The sequence below is a fragment of the Jeotgalibacillus marinus genome, from assembly GCF_040801915.1.
GTDB lineage: Bacteria > Bacillota > Bacilli > Bacillales > Jeotgalibacillaceae > Jeotgalibacillus > Jeotgalibacillus marinus.
On sequence record NZ_JBFMIA010000017.1, the window covers coordinates 15,476 to 34,138 of the forward strand.

At 35.7% G+C, this 18,663-nt stretch carries 12 protein-coding genes and 1 pseudogene; 4 read left to right on the top strand and 9 right to left on the bottom strand.

The annotated features are described in order from the left end of the window. Window positions 1-119 precede the first annotated feature (119 nt). A pseudogene (locus tag AB1471_RS13830) lies at window positions 120-498 on the bottom strand (Crp/Fnr family transcriptional regulator); the annotation flags it as partial. A gap of 448 nt (window positions 499-946) precedes the next feature. Here AB1471_RS13830 and AB1471_RS13835 point away from each other — a divergent pair. Further along, window positions 947-2,026: an LCP family glycopolymer transferase gene (locus tag AB1471_RS13835; protein WP_367780359.1), complete on the top strand. Its 1,080-nt coding sequence runs from the start codon at window positions 947-949 to the stop codon at window positions 2,024-2,026. 120 nt (window positions 2,027-2,146) lie between these two features. Here the strand turns inward: AB1471_RS13835 and argH are convergent, their stop codons facing one another. Both argH and AB1471_RS13845 read right to left on the bottom strand, forming a co-directional pair. Beyond that, complete coding sequence (gene argH, locus AB1471_RS13840) at window positions 2,147-3,538, bottom strand: argininosuccinate lyase (RefSeq protein ID WP_367780360.1); 1,392 nt, start codon at window positions 3,536-3,538, stop codon at window positions 2,147-2,149. After that, a complete protein-coding gene (locus tag AB1471_RS13845; protein ID WP_367780361.1) occupies window positions 3,535-4,746 on the bottom strand; it encodes an argininosuccinate synthase in 1,212 nt (403 codons plus the stop codon). Before AB1471_RS13845 ends, argH begins: the two co-directional genes overlap by 4 nt. Window positions 4,747-5,130: 384 nt before the next feature. On the opposite strand from AB1471_RS13845, the gene carB reads away from it, so the two are divergent. Both carB and argF read left to right on the top strand, forming a co-directional pair. Continuing rightward, window positions 5,131-7,290: a carbamoyl-phosphate synthase large subunit gene (carB, locus tag AB1471_RS13850; protein WP_367780362.1), complete on the top strand. Its 2,160-nt coding sequence runs from the start codon at window positions 5,131-5,133 to the stop codon at window positions 7,288-7,290. Further along, on the top strand, window positions 7,287-8,234 hold the full coding sequence (gene argF, locus AB1471_RS13855) for an ornithine carbamoyltransferase (protein WP_367780363.1): 948 nt from the start codon (window positions 7,287-7,289) through the stop codon (window positions 8,232-8,234). The genes carB and argF overlap by 4 nt, the downstream gene beginning before the upstream one ends. Before the next feature lie 441 nt (window positions 8,235-8,675). Here the strand turns inward: argF and AB1471_RS13860 are convergent, their stop codons facing one another. From AB1471_RS13860 to AB1471_RS13875, 4 genes are all read right to left on the bottom strand, one after another. Then, window positions 8,676-10,877: a bifunctional glycosyltransferase/CDP-glycerol:glycerophosphate glycerophosphotransferase gene (locus AB1471_RS13860; RefSeq protein ID WP_367780364.1), complete on the bottom strand. Its 2,202-nt coding sequence runs from the start codon at window positions 10,875-10,877 to the stop codon at window positions 8,676-8,678. Window positions 10,878-12,361: 1,484 nt separating this feature from the next. Continuing rightward, on the bottom strand, window positions 12,362-13,213 hold the full coding sequence (locus AB1471_RS13865) for an alpha/beta fold hydrolase (protein WP_367780365.1): 852 nt from the start codon (window positions 13,211-13,213) through the stop codon (window positions 12,362-12,364). 411 nt (window positions 13,214-13,624) lie between these two features. After that, complete coding sequence (locus AB1471_RS13870; protein WP_367780366.1) at window positions 13,625-14,944, bottom strand: amidohydrolase family protein; 1,320 nt, start codon at window positions 14,942-14,944, stop codon at window positions 13,625-13,627. 421 nt (window positions 14,945-15,365) lie between these two features. Then, entirely contained in the window at window positions 15,366-16,073 is a 708-nt protein-coding gene (locus tag AB1471_RS13875; protein WP_367780367.1) for a DNA alkylation repair protein, read from the bottom strand. A 198-nt stretch (window positions 16,074-16,271) separates the two neighbouring features. Between AB1471_RS13875 and AB1471_RS13880 the strand changes: the two genes are divergently transcribed. After that, on the top strand, window positions 16,272-16,694 hold the full coding sequence (locus AB1471_RS13880) for an organic hydroperoxide resistance protein (RefSeq protein WP_367780368.1): 423 nt from the start codon (window positions 16,272-16,274) through the stop codon (window positions 16,692-16,694). Window positions 16,695-16,823: 129 nt separating this feature from the next. Here AB1471_RS13880 and AB1471_RS13885 read toward each other — a convergent pair whose 3' ends face one another. Together AB1471_RS13885 and AB1471_RS13890 are read right to left on the bottom strand one after the other, a co-directional pair. Then, window positions 16,824-17,603 (bottom strand): cytochrome c oxidase assembly protein, encoded by a 780-nt coding sequence (locus AB1471_RS13885; protein WP_367780369.1) that lies wholly within the window; start codon window positions 17,601-17,603, stop codon window positions 16,824-16,826. Window positions 17,604-18,143: 540 nt separating this feature from the next. Next, window positions 18,144-18,596, bottom strand: a complete 453-nt coding sequence (locus AB1471_RS13890) for a phospholipase A2 family protein (RefSeq protein WP_367780370.1) — start codon at window positions 18,594-18,596, stop codon at window positions 18,144-18,146. Between the last annotated feature and the right edge of the window lie 67 nt (window positions 18,597-18,663).

Genomic DNA, 18,663 nt, shown 5'->3' on the forward strand with positions numbered 1-18,663 from the left:
ACCTTTAAATACTTGTCAAACACGAAAGCAACAAGAACTCTATGAATACGTTAAACTGAGTCTCTCTTTCACGGCAATCTACGTCACGATAGCCTTGTTTGAAGGGTGCGAGCAATGGATTACGATTCCATTACTATTTTTCTATTAATTTGAATGTCATTTTTGTTCAGGCGTTTTTTAATGAACAGCATAACATAACGATCTGCCCCCCAATAGTAACTTGCTGAACCAACTAATAATAGAATCATTGCTACTGTCATTAAATTAGAATTTGTACTAACTGTTCCAGCTAACAAAAAATTAAGATTCATAAATGTTCCTGCAATTAAAGCCGGAGCCGTCAGACAACCTAGAATTAACCCAAGACCAACTAAAAATTCATCCCATGGAACTAACACATTAAATAATTCTACATTTGGTAGGGCGAAGTTTTGAAGAAATAATGCGTACCATCCCTTGAACGGCCAGGTTATCTCCACTCGCTTTTGCAAACGCTCCATTTTATTCATTTGTATTTGTAACATGGTCGTAACATGCCAGTTATATAATATGCGTATACTTGTAAGATCTACTTAGGTTGATAGAATTTACGAATAGTTAAACTCATATGAATAGCAGTCAAGCTATATGGAAAAAGGTCCTAGTAAAATAACACATAATGGAAGGAAGTCAATTTCAAAATGGACAAATCCCAAAAGCTCATATAAAATTTATGTTTAGGTTATAAGAGAAGAATGCTGCTCTTAGGTACCTCTTTGTTGTTAATATCTATTTTTATCATCCTAAATTCAAGATAAAGGGATAGCTATTGGAGTAATTCCCGTAACTGGCCTTGTTCTTCCATATAAACTACGGAGGAAGACAGTAGGGATTGTGTTAAACGTTCAGATTCGCACACATAATTTTTTATTCTACAAAAAAACATCGAAATGAGGAAATAAAACAAATGAAAAAGAAACTATATTGGACTCTAGGTATTTTCTTAGGAGTAGCCATTGTAATTATCGGTATAAACGCACTCTCTATTTATAACGCAGTTAAAGGGACTACGGATGAAATATATGTGCCTCTACCAGACAAAGACCAAGAGGCTATCACAACAACAAATAAAAAGTTAGAGAATAAGGAACCAATTACGATTCTGCTTATGGGTATTCATAAAACCGATGATGATGCGAGAGGACGAACTGATTCGATCATCCTTGCGACTGTCAACCCTGAAGATGAATCTGTAAACATGTTTTCTATTCCTAGAGACACCAGAACCGAGATTGTCGGGAATGATAGTGTTGATAAAATTAATGCCGCCTATTCTTTTGGTGGTACTCAAATGGCCATTGATACAGTTGAGCAGTTCTTAGATATAGACATCGATTTTTATATCAATTTACAAATGGAAGGTTTTGCAGATTTTGTCGATGCTGTTGATGGAGTTGACGTTGATAATGACTTTGAATGGTTCGATACACAAGGCCTTTATAAAAAAGATTATCTCTATAAAGAAGGAGAAATTCATTTAGATGGTGACCAAGCTCTTGGATATGTACGTATGCGTAAATTAGATCCACGTGGAGATTATGGAAGAGCAGACAGACAACGTCAGGTCCTTACTGAAATCATTAATAAAACAGCTAGCTTTTCTTCTTTTACACGATATCAGGATATTTTAGATGCAGTCGGAAGTAATGTGGAGACCAATCTTTCTTTTAGTGACATGCAGTATATTGCAAAAAATTACTATTCAGCAGGTAAAAATATAGAAAGTCACCAAATTGAAGGTGAAGACTTGGATATTGGTGATGGTGTTTCTTATCAGCAGGTTAGTGAAGAAGAAATTCAAAAATACCATAATATGATTACAAATCAGATAGATGATGAAACGAATTATGGATCAAATCAGATAGATGATGAAACGGATCATGAAACGGACCAACTAGATGATGAATGGAATTATGAAACAGATCTAGATAATGAAACGAATTACGAATCAAATCAGCTAGATGATGAAACAAATATATACCAATAGAAAAACTAAGCCTCCTATTTTAATAGGAGGCTTTTGTTGTCTTACTTATTATTTATAAATGGTTAGTTACAAACTATGAGTAACATTTGAACCAAAATAAAACTCTCACAAAGGAGAGTTTTATTTGACCGATGCCTTTGTTGCTAACCATTCCTTCGCTTTATCCAATTGCTTCGCAACTTGTATAAATCCTGTTCCACCGGCAGATTCACGACGTTTCACTGCTTGCACTGGATTAAGTATATAGTAAATATCTTCTTCTATCAGGATTGAGGCTTCTTGAAACGTACGAAGCGGCAAATCTTTTAAATAATTGCCTTGTCCAATACAAACTAATACTAGCTTCCCAACAATTTCATGCGCTTCTCTAAACGGCACACCTTTTGTGGCTAAATAATCTGCTAGCTCGGTTGCGTTTGAAAAATCTTCATTTACCACTTGTTTTAAACGCTCTTCATTCACCTTCATTGAATCGATCATACCAGTGAATATTTTCAGTGATCCCATTAGTGTGTGAACGGTGTCGAACATCCCTTCTTTGTCTTCTTGCATGTCTTTGTTGTACGCAAGTGGAAGTCCTTTTAAAACGGTCAACAAGGACACCAGATGCCCAAATACTCTTCCTGTTTTCCCGCGAACCAGCTCGGCCATATCAGGATTTTTCTTTTGCGGCATGATGCTGCTACCAGTTGAAAAGGCGTCTGACAACTCAATAAATTGGAATTCTTGGCTTGACCAAATGATCAATTCTTCAGCGAGTCTTGATAAATGTACAATCGTCATCGAGGCATTTGATAAAAATTCCACAATGAAATCGCGGTCACTCACAGCATCCATACTATTTTCATAAATTCCTGAAAAACCTAGTAATTCTGCTGAACGCTCACGATCAATCGGAAAAGTTGTGCCCGCTAATGCACCCGCTCCAAGTGGTGATAAATCAATTCGTTTCATCGAATCTTCAAAACGTTGATAATCACGTTCAAGCATCCAAAAATAAGCGAGTAAATGGTGTGCAAACGAAATTGGCTGTGCACGTTGCAAGTGTGTATAACCAGGTAATACCGTCTCAACATGAGCTTCCGCTTGTTTCGTCAAGGCTCCCTGTACAGCACGGATGAGCACTTGAATGTCTTTCACTCTAGCTTTTAAGTACAAATGCATATCCGTTGCGACTTGGTCATTCCGGCTTCTACCTGTATGAAGCTTACCACCTACTTGACCAATTTCTTTAATCAAGAAATGTTCCAAATTTAAATGTATATCCTCGTTAACAACTGAATATTCCAATTCACCATTCAAAGCTTTTTCCTTTAACACCGCGAGACCGCCTAAGATTTCATGTACTTCTTCGGCGGACAAAATTCCACATTCTCCAAGCATCGTTACATGTGCAACTGAGCCTTGCAAATCTTCCATCACAAGCTGTTGATCGAAGCCAATCGACGCGTTAAATTCTTCCACCCATTCTTCAGGTGATTGAGCAAATCTTCCTCCCCAAAGTTTACTCATGATACTGGCATCCCTTTTTTATGCACCATTGAGTGGACCTTTGTAGGTAGTCCCCAAAGCTTGATGAAGCCAACTGCTGCAGTGTGATCAAATTCATCGTCCACTGTATATGTCGCAAGTTGTTCATTGTAAAGCGAATTCGGTGATGTTCTGCCTTCAACAATTGCATGGCCTTTAAATAATTTTACACGTGCAACACCGTTAACATATTGCTGTGTTTCTTTTAAGAATGCTTGTAGTGCATGTGTTAAAGGTGAAAACCAAAGTCCTTCATAAATCATTTCAGTCATTTTCTTTTCAATGACTGGTTTGAAGTGTGCCATTTCTTTTACAAGGGTTAGATCTTCTATCTCTTTATGCGCATTCATTAACGTGACAGCACCTGGACATTCGTAAACTTCTCTTGATTTAATACCAACGAGTCTATTTTCAACGTGATCAATTCTTCCAACACCGTGTTTTCCTGCGATATCATTGAGCTTTAAAATCATCGTTGAAAGCGATATTTGATCACCGTTTAACGCAACTGGGACACCTTTTTCAAACTCAATTTCAATCAATTCTGGAGCGTTTGGCGTCGTTTCTAATGATGCGGTTAAATCGTATGCTCCTTCAGGTGGAGCTGCCCAAGGCTCTTCAAGTACACCACATTCGTTACTTCTCCCCCAAAGGTTTTGGTCAATGGAATACGGGCTGTTTAAGTTAACTGGAATCGGAATATTGTTTCGTTTTGCATATTCGATTTCCTCTTCTCTTGACCAACCCCACTCTCGTACAGGTGCAATCACTTCAAGTTCTGAATTAAGTGCTTGGATCGCTATTTCAAAACGAACCTGGTCATTTCCTTTTCCAGTACATCCATGTGCTACTGCTGTCGCTCCTGCTTGTTCTGCTACTTCAACTAACTTTTTTGCAATTAGCGGACGAGAAAGCGCTGATACGAGTGGGTATTTACCTTCATACATTGTGTGTGCTTGCAATGCCACTAAAGCGAAGCCGTGTGCAAATTCTTCTTTTGCATCAATGACATAGCTTTCAATCGCACCTACTGTAAGTGCTTTTTGTTTTACAAAATCCAGATCTTTACCTTCTCCAACATCCAAACAGCAAGCAACAACCCCGTAACCTTGATCCTTCAACCACTGAATGGCTACGGAAGTATCTAATCCACCAGAATACGCTAATACCACTTTTTTATTTTTAATCATATAAAGCAATCCCCTTTGTATTTTTATTTATTTTATTGTATATTTATTCTCAATGAGATAGATTCATACTAACAGGACTTTTTTAAATTCTCAATAGTTTTTCTTCTGAAATATAAAATTAATCTTTTCGTACAAAACAAAAAACATCCACCTTCACTAAAAGGAAAAGTGGATGTTTTTAGTCAAAAAATAACGAGAAAACGTTCACTTCATCTTGTTTCATCTCATTTACACTGCATCAAAATTGGCGTGTGACAGACTGTCCTTACAAAAATATTTACATGAAAAGTTGCTTAGCGCATTTAAAAATGGATCATTCGAAATTCCGTATCTCTGTGATTACTATGTTTTAAAAACTCATATTATTAAATCGATGAAATATTGTTGCATTTATTTTTATACATTATTATAATCTGTCTTATCTTATTTTTTCGAGGTGATGAGGAATTAAAAAATCCAGTCACAGGTACGACTTACGCAAGTTTCGAGCCAGCACTTGACTATGTAACGGTGAAAATTCCACGTTGGCCATTTGATCAATTCTCACAAGCCAACCGAAGACTAGGCACACAAATGAAAGCGACTGGAGAAGTAATGGCAATCGAACGCAGTATGGAAGCAGCTTTTCAAAAAGCGATTCGTTCACTTGATTTGAAGCTAGATGGATTTAGATTGCCTGCGCTGTCTACATGTAGTGATGAAGACTTACATGGCTTACTAGCCGATGCTGATGATCGTCGATTTTTTGTATTAATGGAGCTATTTATGCGAGGAACATCACTTGGTGCGATTCAGAAGGCAACAGGTATCTCCCCTTACTTCCTATCTGTATTGCAAAAAATTGTTCACACGAAAAAAGAACTGAAGGAATTCACTTGGACAGAAATAACGAAAAAATGTCTACACATGGCAAAAAAAATGGGCTTTAGTGATGCTGATTTATCTAGACTGTGGCGTGTGCCAGCTCACTTGATTAGGCAACAACGTAAAGAATGGGACATCACACCCTCCTTCCGCATGGTAGACACGTGTGCAGCTGAATTTGAAGCAAAAACAAATTATTTTTATTCAACATGGAGCGGCAAATCAGATACCCGTCATTCTCCTGCTAAAAAAGTGGCTGTAATTGGATCAGGTCCCATTCGTATTGGACAAGGAATTGAATTTGATTATTGCTGTGTTCACAGTGTAATTGCACTTCAAAAACTAGGTTATGAAGCAATCTTGATCAACAACAACCCAGAGACAGTGAGTACAGACTATGAGGTTGCAGACGCACTTTATTTTGAGCCTTTGACAACTGAAGATATTTTAAATGTGCTTGATTTTGAAGAGATTGACCAAGTGATTGTTCAATTTGGTGGACAAACGTCGATCAACGTTGCGAAGTCTCTTGAAGACGCAGGGTTTACGATTCTAGGATCAACTTCTGATATTCTTGACCAAATGGAAGACCGTGACCGCTTTTATTCTTTCTTGGAATCAATAGACCTACCCGTCATTCCAGGCTTTATAGCGAACCAACAAGCAGAGATTTGGCAGGCTGTATCAAGTATTGGTTACCCTATTTTGCTGCGTCCTTCTTATGTAATTGGTGGCAGTGGAATGGTCCTGCTTAAAACCGAGCAAGAATTAGATGATTATTTAGCAACTACTCAAATTGAATTCCCTGTTTTAGTTGACCGTTTTATTGATGGAAAAGAAGTTGAGGTTGATGTATTAACTGATGGGAAGAGTGCTTGGATAGCAGCTGTGTTTGAACATATTGAAGGTACGGGCGTCCATTCCGGAGACAGCATTTCTATCACGCCACCACTTACAATGCAGGCTAACATGCTTGATCACGTATGCGATGTTTCCATGCATGTTGCTAAGAACATGAATTTTGTTGGACTTTTTAACATTCAATTTGTTTGTCAAAACAACAGACTATACGTAATTGAAATCAATCCACGTGCGTCACGAACGGCACCGATCAGTAGCAAAGTGACAGACGTAGCCCTCGTTCAACACGCAACAGCCTTAATGCTCGGGAAAACGTTTGATGAGCTTAACATCATGGCTCACTTTAATGGTCAACGACAATTTACTGTTAAAGCACCTGTTTTCTCACACGTAAAACTACCAGACCTTTCACCTGTACTTTCGCCTGTAATGACCTCCACGGGCGAAGTAATTGCATGCCACGCAGATCCAAACGTTGCAATTTATCGAGCTTTGGTAGGCTCAAGTCAGCAACTTGAAGATCTTTGGTCAGGAGGAGGAAGCCTATTCATTGACGCTGCTTCATACAGTTTAATTGACACAAAAACATGGGAATCGTTTGGCTATAAAACCTATTCATCCAACAACATCACATTTGAAAATTGGATGGAACACTCAGATAAGAAAGTGTACATCAATTTAAATGAGGATGTAGCGGCAACTGATGCCAAACAAGCAGCGATTCATCGATTACACGTATGGACACGCTTAGAAACCGTTAAAGCGTTTCAAAGAACACTTGGACAACAAATCTCATCACACAAAGGAGTGTTAGCATGAATTCAACCCATCCCATAATCCCAACCATTAACCACAAAGACTTGTTATCACTAAAAGATTACTCGACCAATGAGATTCTCGACTTGATTTATTTAGCTATTGAATTAAAAAAACCTGAAAACAAGCACCTCCCTCTGTTAAAAGGCAAAGTGCTTGGTATGATTTTTGAGAAATCATCTACCAGAACGCGTGTATCGTTTGAAGCTGGCATGCTTCATCTTGGAGGTCATGCGATGTATTTAAGCACACGAGATATCCAAATGGGCCGCGGCGAAACGATTGCCGATACCGCCCGCGTGTTATCTGGCTATTTAGATAGTATTATGATTCGTACTTTTGATCAGTCAACGGTTGAAGAGCTTGCCATAAATAGTTCCGTTCCAGTGATCAACGGACTGACTGATGACTACCATCCATGTCAGATACTCGCTGATTTGATGACCATCTACGAGCACTTTGGTACGTTTAGTGGGAAAAAGTTAACTTATATTGGAGATGGCAATAATGTGGCGCATTCACTGATGATTGGTGCTGCTAAAGTAGGTATGGATTGTACGATCGCCGCTCCTGCTGCTTATTTTCCAAAACCAGAAATGGTCGAACTTGCACAAATGATTGCTAGTCAAACAGGTGCTAAAATTGACATTATCGAAGATCCAGTTGAAGCGATTGAAGGTAGTGATGTTGTATATACCGACGTCTGGGCGAGCATGGGACAGGAACAAGAAACGCTTGAACGCATGAAACATTTTACAGATTATCAAGTAAATGATGAGTTGATAAGTCATGCAAACCCAAACTTTATTTTCATGCACTGTCTTCCTGCACACCGTGAAGAAGAAGTGACAACAGCCGTTTTAGAGGGTCCCCACTCTGTTGTGTTTCAAGAAGCTGAAAACCGTCTTCATGCGCAAAAAGCGTTGTTGGTTTCGTTAATGAGGTGATTTAATGGACCCCCTTTAATAAGTGGGGTCTTATTCGTCAGCTGTGGGTCTATTTCTCTATCAAAAAAATGTCAGAAGCTTCCGATATACCTGAAAAAGAAGGCGTGGATCATGAACAGTTCTTACTATTGAATCCCTAAGAGAATAATTCTCTTAGGGTTTTTATTATGATACGTTTGTTTGTTTATTTATTCATTCTTTTATTCCAACGGTGAATGGTTAACAATGGTTCATAATTTGCAGATTTTCTTCTCTATTTGATTCAACAGTTTTCGTTTAGACAAAAAAATCACCTCTTCAGATAACGTTATCTAAAGAGGTGATTACAATGATCAAACTGATCTCAAATCTACAACTACTGTTGATTTACCAAGTATTCAAGAGCTTTTTGAGAAAAAAGATTGATCAAAATGCAAGGCATTCTATCTATAATCTTAAACATTACTTATTTGTAATTGCATTTATTTTATTTTGTAATTCATTATAAGAATCCATGTCATTTACATTACTAAGTAATTTTTTAGCTATTTTATATTGTTCATTATTATAACTTTCATTATTTGTTTTAATTTTTTCTATCAATTCATTTTTATCTTCTACATAAAAAGGCTTTAATACTTCATGAATATCTTCATAAACACCTCTTGCTTCTTGATATTTATCAAAATCGTTTATATAAAGATAAAACGGGATATCGATAGCCATACCGTCAAAAATAATAGAAGAATAATCACTAATTATAACATCGGAAATTAGTATTAGTTGTTGCACTTCAATATGTTTATCTGGCGTTATAACAAATTGATCATTTGTTGTAAATTTCCCCATACTGTGTTGCTTATTCAGAATAACATATTCATCTTGAAGACCATTTCCTAAACTTTCTATGTCTAACAAGTAATCAAGATCAAGATTCTTTTGTTTGTAATTGTAATCCCTCCATGTCGGAACATACAAAATTACTTTTTTATTTGGTTGGATACCTAATTTTTCTTTAATGTCTTTTTTCAAATCTTTATTATCCTGATTATCCTGTAACCATTGAACTCTGGGATAACCGTAATTAAGAATTTTATCTTTTTCGTAGGCAAAAGCAGAGGATAATTTTTCTTTTCCAACTCTTGAATCTGCCAGTACATAATCCCATTTTGCAATATCTTGTTGTTTATTTCGTTTGTGATTTATATTAAATTTGGAAATGTAACGTTCGTGACTGTCAAAAAATAACTTTTTAAATGGTGTCCCGTGCCAAAGCTGTATCCATTCTTGTCCTTCTTTCTTTTTGAAATCGAGTGGTACCCAGCTTTCAGATATTACAATTTTCGCCTGCGATAAAACTTTGAAGAAATTCAAACTTCTCGGCGCAATTCGGTATGGATAAGGTACTTTTTTATTTCGTGTTACAAAATAACATTTATAACCTTTTTTATTATTTTCACTTAAAAAATCAAAAAAGTATTTTGAATTTCCTACATATTTGTAATCAAACCCCAAAAACAGGATGACTTTGTTGTCGATCTGTAAATTTGCATTTTGTTGAATCACCTTTTGTTTTTTACGAACGAGTCTCTTTTGGTTTAAATTCGACATCACTTTAACTTTTAATAGAGTATGTTTAAATTTCGATGTTATGGAAACCAATGGTTCTAAATACCCTTTACGATGCATCATGTCGATCAAAAAGATTCTATTAATTTTATTATTTTGTACGTATTTTCTTTTAAAATAAAAATAATATAAGGGTACGACTTTTCTTGGAACAGGATAGTCTCGACTCTTTTTGTTAAGAATAGAAACTATCCTTTTTACTGTTTTCCTTTTTTGTCCAAATGGGGCTCTATGTTTAACATAAGCCATTGTTTTCTTTATGATGTATTTATAAAGTTGATAAAAAGAAGCATTTGATCTTGGTTCAAATTTTCGAACAGTATTTTCTACTGATTTTATTAAAGATTCAATATGAATCATTGTTTTTCTATCTGTTTTGGTAGTAGAAAATTCATTGACTCTGACTCTATAATACGGATTTTGTACAATCCCTACTTTATTTGCTTTTTGAGCCACTTCAACATAAAATTCAAAATCTTCGTAAATATAACCCTCTCCATACTTAATTTCGTTTTGCAGAAGAAATTCTCTATTGTACAATTTATTTACCGAAAAATAAGTAGTAGCAGCTAGTAAACTTTCACATTTTTCTTCTTGTAACAGATCAGTAAATAAAAATTTATCATTATTTACATACACCAAACCTCTATCTTCATAGTAGTAAGCCCAATCACAGACTACAAAATCACACGACATTCCTTCTGCTTTATGAAACATTGTTTCTAAAGTGTTTAAATCTAAAAAATCATCACCATCTACAAAAAACACATATTTACCCTTTGCTATTCTTAGCCCACGATTACGAGCCGTTCCTTGTCGCATATTTTTCTCTTGTTCAAATATTTGAATAGGAAAATCACGATGATTTTTTTTAAAGTCTTCGATTATTTCAAGTGTATTATCAGTGGAACAATCATCAATAATAATAATTTCTACTTTACCTTTAAAGGTTTGATCAACTATTGAAAACAATGCTTCTTCAATGAATCTCTCAACGTTATAAGTTGGGATTATCACAGATATATCCATTTTCATAAAAGCCTCCGATGTATTATTTTTACTTTATCTAAGTTATATAAGTCTTTAACTTAAGGAAATACTATGATTTCTCACCTTGAAAATCCCTCTCCCGATTGGTCTATCCAACAATAAAGGCTACTTGACAAGTAACTGTTCAAATAACCATTCTTGCATGGCGGTAAGGATACATGTATTCTTTAGGACAAAGCTTGCAAATTGCTTTTCTTGAGTAATCGGGTGTGAACTTATATCTTTCAGGATTGTCTGTCGGTATAGCCTTAATTGTGCAGGAGCACTATCAATGCTATTTTCAAATTTGCCTTCCTCTGGAAGCAAACGCTTCTAAATTGTTTTGGAGCCTCTCCCAACATTCTTGCCATAGCTCTTATACTATATACGTTTGTTCCGCCTCTAATCCTTTATTTAGTTTGCCGCACGCTGCGCTGCTAAAGGCTTTGATTCTACCGATACGATATAAATCCTCAGTGACTTATCAGGACCTTTTCTCGCATAATAAAGCCACATGAACAATAAAAGGTACCGGTAGGAGAGTTGGATTAAAACTCTCGTACCAATAACTTCTTCAGTCACATGCTTCTTGTAATGGCTAGCAGATTTATTTAAACAAGGCCATGCCCCAATTCCGAATCTTGATCTTCCGTTACTACCTCGAGAAAATGTTCAATATCTTGGATCTTGTTCTAAAAAATAAAATTTATTATAATATAAATCACTCACATTTTGCAGGAAAATTCTAATATGCTTTTTTATAATATTTTGATCAATAATTTTTACAAACGATCAAACTTTATTTTTATCTTCCACTGATAAGAACATAAAATACCACGGTATAGGAAGTAATATAAATGAAGGTAGTAGTAGCCAGGAAAACGCTGTAATCCTTAGTATACTTATTTTTAACGCTCACCTATAAACTAGGAGATATTAAAAGGGACCTCGCCCTCAAAAGACAATTTTATTTTAAGTTTCGTTTTAGATTCTCCATAAAAATAAAGCGAGTATAAAACTACAATAAAAACAGTAATATCATTACTAGCTTATATTTATATTGTTCAGGTACGTATAACCTAAAAAAAGAGCATACACCCATAGGCACTCGCCCAGTATAGCAAAAATATTACGTTTTGTTAATTACTTCTGTAGTAATGAAAAAAGGAAATATAGGATGATTAACCGCAGTTTATAATCTCACCTATGCGTACCGCGTCCTTCTTTGATTTCGTCTCAACTTGATTCAGACGTTTGTTTAGACAAAAAACTGCGTCTGAGGATAACGATATCTAGGGTAGAGAAGACACTTACTCGTACCTATTTTTCTTTGCGATTAATCTGTGAATTCATCTCCAAACCATATTGTCATAGGAGTAACACCTTGGTTAACTTCAGAAAAATCATACGTGCGAAAAGCCTTAAGCGGATTTTTCAAATTTAGATATTTGGAACTATTACAACTCACTCAAAATTCAAAAATATAAATGTTAATTTTGCTTTATTATGAAATTAGTTAATACCTCATTAAAGTGAGTTTCTTCTTCAAGCATTGGATTGTGACCACTTTTTTCAAAGACAACTTTTTTTATTTGAGGGAAATTAGAAATAATTGGTTCCCACAGAGTAGTTGGAGCAACTAAGTAATCAAACCTTCCTAGACCTACAAGGATCGGTTTATTTAATTCATTTAAACCCTCTGTAATATCTATTTTGGCAAAAGCATCTCCCCATAAATAATCTATGATTTCCATATTGGTAAAAACGCCTTTCCACAAATAAGAAGCATCAAAGTTGTAATCATAAAAGCTCATTGCTCCCATTCGTAAGCACATATGCACAAATCTTCTTTCAGGATCTTCTTCAATATCACTTTGTAATAATGCCATACCTTTAGTTAGTACATCTTTTCTTTCTTTAATGGCATCTTGATTAAAGAATAAATTACTGCCCTCTTGTCTTTTCTTACTATTTGTTGGAGCAGCATTTAATAACATAATTTTATCAATGTTGTCAGGATATTTTTTTGCATACTCCAATGCCATAAAGGCATGACCGGAATGACCTAGAATAACGATTTCTGTTAAATTTAACGTCAATCGTACTTTTTCAATATCTGAGAGAATTTTATCTAGTGTATAGTCTTCTGGTACAAGTTTTCTAGGTGGTCTCACAAAACCCCTATGATCCATGAAAACAAATTGGAAATCTCGAAATAATTCTTCTGAGTATAAGCGAGGGTAATATACACTGCTACCTACTACTAATACTGGCTTGCCAGTCCCTTTTATACAAATATTCAATTCAAAACCATCACTAACAATACTTTTATATTCATTCATTTTAATATTCTCCTTTTGCTTTAATTAGAAGAGCTACCAACAATGAATGCTCTCCTTTAAATCACGCCCTTTCCTTCTTCTAATCGTCTTGTCTTTTCCATAGAACGTTCTAACATTCTATATCACCTCTATCATTCGTTTTACTTTATTTACTTTTTTATATTTCCATTCAGTAACTTATATGTTTGATCAAAAGTATAGCCATTTGAAAAAAATAATCAAACAAACTCTTAATAATATGCCTTAAATATTATTGCCACATTCGACAGTGATTAATTCTTTTTATAAAAAGAGATACACAAATGAGAGTATCTCATGATCCTCCGTGTAAAGGTTGTGTAGATGACCTCCTTGATAATCAAGTTAATGAAAAAAATACCCCCCCAGAAATTCTAGGCGGGTAGCTATACCTTACTGGACGGACTCACTCAACTGTTTGAATAGACGCTTTGCTTCGAATAGGACTTTTTCTTCATCGATTGTTTGGCATGTGCCGTTCAGCACGAGTGCCTTTCCTTGTACGTATACATCGGAAACGTCTTGACCGGAAGCAGAATAAACGATATGAGAGACTGCATAGTCTTCTGGTTGTAGATGCGATTTATCTTTCGGATTTATAGTGATAAAATCAGCTTCTTTCCCTGGTTCTAATGATCCGAGTTGCGGCTGGCGAATTACGTGTGCTCCTTCAATCGTAGCTAGTCTTAAGACTGTTTCTGCTGACATAAGCCTTGCATCTTCATGTACACCTTTTTGTAATAAAGCAGCAAATCGTAACTCTTGGAACATGTCTAAGTTATTATTAGAGGCTACACTGTCTGTCCCAATTCCGACCTGAATGCTACGCTTAAGTATTTCAGGAACGTTGGCAATACCTGAACCTAGTTTCAAATTACTTACTGGGTTATGAGCAATCGCAACATTATTTTCCGCTAATATACCTAGATCTTCTTGATTTAAATGAACACCGTGAGCAATTACAGTTGGTTGATTAAACATGCCGATCTGCTGTAAATAAGCTACTGGCCGTTTTCCATAATCATCTATACTCTTTTGTACTTCTTGAGTACTTTCCGATGCATGAATATGGACTGGTAGAGAATGGTCATCTGCAATTCGAATTGCTTCTTCTAGCATCCTCGTTGTACAAGTATAAGGTGCATGAGGAGCGACCATTGTTGATAACCTTCCATTCGCCGCACTCTTCCATTTCTCAGCAAACCGTTCAGACTGTTTAACCGATTCGCGTTGTTCTTCTTCTGAGCCAAAACTAAATAATGTTCGAGAAAAAACAGACCGAATCCCCGTTTCACCAATAAAAGAGGCAATCTCGTCCGCGTCAATGTTCATCGGATTAAACATATCAGAAAACATGGTTGTCCCTGACTTTAACATCTCTACAATTCCTAGAGCCGTACTCCACTTAGAAGTCTCTGTCGTATATCGCCCTTCAGCCGGCCAAACTCTCGTCTCAAGCCATTCCTTCAACTGCATATCGTCACCTATACCACGTAAAATAGTCATATGCGTATGGGCATGTGCATTAATTAGACCAGGAAGAACCCATTTTCCACATAAATCAACAGTATGATCAACATTTTGAATCACCACATTACTTTTTTCTCCAATAGAATGAATTTTACCGTCTTCGACAACCATTACACCATCTTCAATAACTTGATTTTGTCCATTTACAGTAATAAATTTTCCATTTGTATATGCTGTTCTCATATGTTATCTCCTTATAATGTAAGTTTGAGTGCTCTATCCTTAATTCTTCAACTAATTAATACCGTACATTCTAACGTCAGAGGGGTATTGCTCTCTTATATCTATATTAAAATCTAAATATTCTAACAAATAAAAGTAGTTTTTTTCCATATCTGATAGAAATTCATGTTGTCTTTCATTTTTTATTTTTGTTGATCTTCAACTAGAAGATCTTGAACCTTTGGCTATAGTCTGCACCAATACCTAAAATCCATTTATCAACGTTAAATATTCTTTTCCTTTTCACCATAAAAAACACCCCTTTAGATAATGATATCCAAAGGGGTAAAACGGCGCAACTTTTTTTCAGAATGATTAAAATTCTCTCAAAAAAATTTAAAAAATCTGCCGATGTTGGCAGATTTTCTTTGGTTATTTGTTGTTAACAGATGCATGTTTTACGCTTTACTCCGACTTTTCCTTTAGCCTCAATTTTTTCAAGGTATTGCGGGGCAAATGGTACTTTACATGCTGTTTGACCAACATCGACATGTACCTTACCGATCTTTTCTGCGACCTGTATTGATTCATCATATAAACTCTTAATTGAACTACCTATACAAATAACAAATGCATTCATCGTATATCGTACACGGTTCTTCTCCTCATGAATGGTACTCGCTACTCGTGTCATAAGTTGACGGATTTCTGCCAAATTGAGTTCTTCGTCAGGCGTAATGGAAAGATAATTCGCATAGGTACTCCACCCACAGGAAGCTACCATTTCTTTATCAGATTCTATCCATTCCCGTGCAAGTTCTAATGCAAAATCACTCTCTGCAGCAACACCTGCAACCGTATACTCGGCTAGACTGTACCAATAAGCGTTATTTACCCACTGTTGCAAACGCTCTTTAGGCATCAACTTCGGGTTAACACTAAGCCCAGCTAAATACATCGCATCATGATTTCCTGTTTCATATAGAGCAAGTGCTAATTCCTGATCTTTTTTCACATGCTTGACAAGCTTCTTCAGATCTCCAACCTTGACACCAAAAACAGGCTCTTTTGCTCCGTGGCGAAAATATGTTTTTCTTGTTTGTTCGGAACCTAAACTCTCTAATGTTTTCATCATTTCTTCAACAGTCATTACGGCACCTACTTTCAGCTCTTTTATCACATTTTATCATACAAAATTAGCGACTGCGCTGGTGATAGCGACCGGCGAGAATAAAGCACACTAAGTACCTGATAAAGGTATTAAAAAATGTTAACTGGATAATTTAATTAAGAGCTTTTTCTGTACCAAATGAAACGTAACGACAACTTAAATGTAGGAGGAAAAAACATGGATGCATTATATACGGCAAGTGCCACAACTTCAGGAGGCGGACGTCAAGGAAAAGTAACTTCTTCAGATGGTATCATTGATTTTTCTCTTTCAATGCCAAAAGGGTTAGGCGGAGCTGGTGGAAACGGAACAAACCCGGAACAATTATTTGCTGCGGGTTACTCTGCATGCTTTGATTCAGCACTAAACTTAGTTGCTCGCCAAGAACGTAAGAAAATTGAAAGTGAAGTAACAGCAGAAGTTTCTATTGGAAAAGACACAGATGGTGGTTTCGGTTTATCCGTCAACATGAAGGTCGATATTAAAGGCGTCACACAAGAAGAAGCTGAACAGCTCGTAAACACAGCTCACACCGTTTGTCCATACTCCAAAGCAACAAAAGGAAATATAAACGTTGACCTCCAAGCAAAAGCAATTTAATCAAAAGGAAGTACTTAGCGTGAAGAAAATAAAGTAAAAGTAAAGGATAGATTAAAGCAGGTTTTATTTGCTTTATCTATCCTTTTTATACATCTTTCTCGTATCTATAGATTAACCAAAATAATGATCTTACTTAATTTGATTTCCAATCATAAATGTGATCATAATTCCGAACTTGTGAATTACCATCATGATCACTCCTGCCACAATTTGATCAATCTGAGTATTATACCACGAGGGGAATAAGGTAAAAGAACCAGCCTCAGTAGGCATACAAAGAGCAGCAAAATCAACAAGGAATGGATAACTCAACTTCCCCATAAAACCATTAAGGACAAATAAAATACAGGCAGGCATCAGAATAAGTCCGCTTAGAAATGCATAACGTTTCTTTTTATCCGACCTATCTGAGGTCACCAATGGACTCCATACATTAAATGATAATAAAAACATCAGAAGAACATACCCACTATGGAGAGAAGGCTGTTGCAAAAAGATCTGAAACATAAAAGGCAGATGATATAACAAGAACATACAAGCAAATATGATGAGAGAGGTTATAGGGGAAATTATAAATCGAAGCTTTCCTTTTAACAGGAACATTGCCTTGACCTGTTCTTGAAAGATTTTAGGAATTCCACCTAATATCAAAGGCGGCACAATAAAGAAAAGAATACTCATATAAATCATATGAACCGTGAATGATAAATGGCTGAAAGTAGATAAGGGACTTCCTGTAGGAATGTATATCAAAACTAATCCTAAATAAAAGAGAAACGCTTGCATAAGAGGAAGCTTTCCCCCGGTAAAGTTTATAAAGAATATAAGATAAACAATGCCTACAAGTACTAAACTCACTAATAAAGGAACATTCCACGTCATACTTCCAGTCCAGTAAAGAGAAAACATGAAAATCCTCCTGTCTTCGCTCATACAGTATTGGATATGTATTTATGTTATGACTAATTTATGGAAGTGTTCTCGAATAGAATAAAATCACAATTCAAAAGACACATCTGTATATGCTTTAGAACAATGCTTTTAGCTTCTGCTAAATCTCCTACCGTTGTGAAATTACTTTGTTTAAATTTTTTCATTCTATGTGGATTTATCCATATGGATTTTTCAGACTATGTGTGAGGATGACCAAAAAAGGCCTTCAAAAATGGAGGTTATTCATAATCTTGAGTTAATGAAATATCCAAGTCCCATAAATATAAAAAGCTAAAAAACATGATTGTATTGCCAATGATAAGTCAATAACTCTTTACCATCACTGCAAATGCAATTCCTATTGGACCTAATACAAACGTAAGCATAAATAAAGGACTAGGTAATTGAAAAAATAAATTTGGAAGCCAAACCAAAATACAGATTATAAAACAGGCTAAAGATAGATTTTTAAATTTTTTTAAACCTGTGTCTTTCATTTCTACCACCTTTTATACTTTATTGACACCCATAAACCAACCTTTGAGATTTAAAATAAAAGACTACATTAATAGCCATCATCTTTTCTAGAACACCCATGTCATCATACCAAGTTATAATTCTTGTTATTAAACGAAGGTCACTATCACAATCGAAATAACCGTATTTAGCATAATCTAAGTCATGGCACATACAAGCCTTGTCTAAAAGGTCTTTAGGCGTTCCGCCACCATGTCCTGGTCCGCACCAATTTCCCCAAATAGGTATAGGAATTCCTGAAGAATCATATTCTTGATCTAATTGATTCATAAGTTTCCCTGTTTCCATCACAAACTCAGACTGTCCATCTTCTATTGCTTTTTCCGTATTAAAATGAACTCCATCTTCAGAAATAGTTACGTATTGTTTTAAAACCTCTTGTACTACTTCGAAACTACTATTTTCATCAATAGTTTGATTTGACCTTTTCATTGTCTTCACTCCTTTCAACTATTATCACTAAAAATCTCTATTCCAATAAAGCGCCCTTTAAAGAAGA